Source organism: Holdemanella sp. (assembly GCF_056804935.1).
Window position 1 is genome coordinate 1 of record NZ_DBMEXE010000266.1, and the last position, 1,921, is coordinate 1,921.

Here is a 1,921-nt window from a genome sequence, read left to right on the forward strand (position 1 = left end):
CATTACCTCACTTACAGGTAAATTGTACAAGCCTATTTGACATTAATGATGTCTATATCCCATTTTATTAAATGTGACTATTTCCAATAAAGACATGGCCAGTTAATCTTTCTAATTCCTGAACCAATTCATCAGGAAAACCATTTTCAGTAAATGTTTTAAAAGGTTTTGTCGTATGAATCCCCATCATTTCCCAATGACCTGTCATTGTATCTTTGGAACAACTTGCCTCATGCATCTTAAATGCATAGCCTTTTGATTGTAAAGCTTTACCACAAGGATGAAGATTTCCTAAACCTAATTGATATAGATTATCTATCTTTAAATCTGGGCGATATTCTAGGATATGTCCAAAAGTATCGGCACCTGCATCATCAAATTCTTTGGCATCTGTAGCTTGTCCAATCCCAAAAGAATCAATAACGACACAAACTATCTTTTTGTATTTCATAAACGAATCGCACTTTCTAAGGCAAGAGTAATCATTTCATTAAAAGATGTTTGTCTTTCTTCAGTACTTAAATGTTCATTTGTGCATAAAGAATCAGATACAGTTAATAAACAAGCTGCCTTTTTATTCAATACCTTAGCATTGTGGAATAGGGCAAAACTCTCCATTTCGACACAAAGTGCATCTTGCTCTTCAGCCATTTTTTCTGGTTGTTCATAGTCCCCTTCATAGTAGAACACATCACTAGAATGTGTATTTGTCTTTACAACAGGAATTGAAACTTCTTGACTTACACTTTCAATCAACTTATTTAAATCTTCATCTGGATATTGCATTGTATCTGTATCGCCACTTTGTGCTAAGGCATAGGTAGATTCTGAATAGCTTCCCTTGACTAAAGCTACAGACTTCATTGGTAATTTTTCGGAATAACTTCCTGTACTACCAACTCGTATAATGGCATCTACATCATAGAATTTAAAAAGTTCATACGAATAAATTCCCATGCTGGCCATTCCCATACCGCTTCCCATGACAGATACACGGTGTCCTTTATATATTCCTGTATATCCAAGCATACCTCGTACGTCATTAAACAAAACAGGATTTTCTAAAAAATTCTCGGCAATCAATTTAGCTCTTAAAGGATCGCCTGGCATTAAAACAACTTTTGCGACATCTTCTATATTTGCGTTATTGTGTGCTGTTGACATAATTTCCTCCTCTAAATAAATTAAGGCGCATAATAGCGCCTTAATTAATATCATTCTTCTTCTTCGACTTCAAGCAATTCTTTTTCTTGAACTTTTAAGAATGGATAATAAATAACTCCATCTAATACGATTAATGCTACAACAAGAATCAAAGCCTTAATATCCATTGTTGATAAAAATGCTCCAAATACAGAAGGCATATTCCATGACAACATTGCGAATGATTTTCCAATTATACCTAAACTAGTACATAAATATGCGATAAAGCAATTTAATGTTGAAGTTAAAATAAATGGAATAAAGAAAATTGGATTTAACATTAATGGAACTCCAAAAATGATTGGCTCTGAAATATTGAAAAATGCTGGAATTAAGCCGACACGTCCGACTGTTTTTAATTGTTTAGATTTAGATTTACAAAGTAAAATTGCTAATGCAAGTACTGATCCACATCCTCCTATAATACAGAAATATACCCAAAATGGAGTCGTAAATGTACGAGGCATTGCATGTCCTGCTAACTTAGCTGCCGCATTAACAGATAATCCACTTTCACGAATAGGTGCTAAAATTCCTGAGAAAGCTGCATCGTGAACCCCAAAGAACCAGAACAATTGTACAATTGCTGTCATGATTACTACAAAAGGCATACTATCTAAACTGGTTCAAAAGTCAAGGACAAATATCTGACAGTTCTTGCTAAATGAGTGTCACAAATTGTGATGCTCATTTTTTTAATGCTTGTAATTATCTATTG

Annotated in this window: 3 protein-coding genes; all 3 read right to left on the reverse strand. The window is 33.9% G+C overall.

Features of this window, described 5'->3' with window-relative positions; genetic code table 11:
- Nucleotides 1-67: 67 nt before the first annotated feature.
- Genes ACZQCL_RS09125 through ACZQCL_RS09135 form a run of 3 tightly spaced genes read right to left on the reverse strand, consistent with a single transcriptional unit; the run spans nucleotide 68 to nucleotide 1,814 of the window.
- Nucleotides 68-451, reverse strand: a complete 384-nt coding sequence (locus tag ACZQCL_RS09125) for an alkaline phosphatase family protein (protein ID WP_482482944.1) — start codon at nucleotides 449-451, stop codon at nucleotides 68-70.
- On the reverse strand, nucleotides 448-1,164 hold the full coding sequence (gene deoD, locus ACZQCL_RS09130; RefSeq protein WP_482482946.1) for a purine-nucleoside phosphorylase: 717 nt from the start codon (nucleotides 1,162-1,164) through the stop codon (nucleotides 448-450). The genes ACZQCL_RS09125 and deoD overlap by 4 nt, the downstream gene beginning before the upstream one ends.
- Nucleotides 1,165-1,214: 50 nt before the next feature.
- Nucleotides 1,215-1,814, reverse strand: coding sequence for a PTS transporter subunit EIIC (locus ACZQCL_RS09135; RefSeq protein WP_482482948.1), 600 nt, complete (start codon nucleotides 1,812-1,814; stop codon nucleotides 1,215-1,217).
- Nucleotides 1,815-1,921: the final 107 nt, after the last annotated feature.

Bases quoted from the DNA above. Each gene is read 5' to 3' on its own strand.
- ACZQCL_RS09125 (WP_482482944.1), bottom strand. From the start codon at position 451: ATGAAATACAAAAAGATAGTTTGTGTCGTTATTGATTCTTTTGGGATT.
- ACZQCL_RS09135 (WP_482482948.1), bottom strand. From the start codon at position 1,814: ATGCCTTTTGTAGTAATCATGACAGCAATTGTACAATTGTTCTGGTTC.
- deoD (WP_482482946.1), bottom strand. From the start codon at position 1,164: ATGTCAACAGCACACAATAACGCAAATATAGAAGATGTCGCAAAAGTT.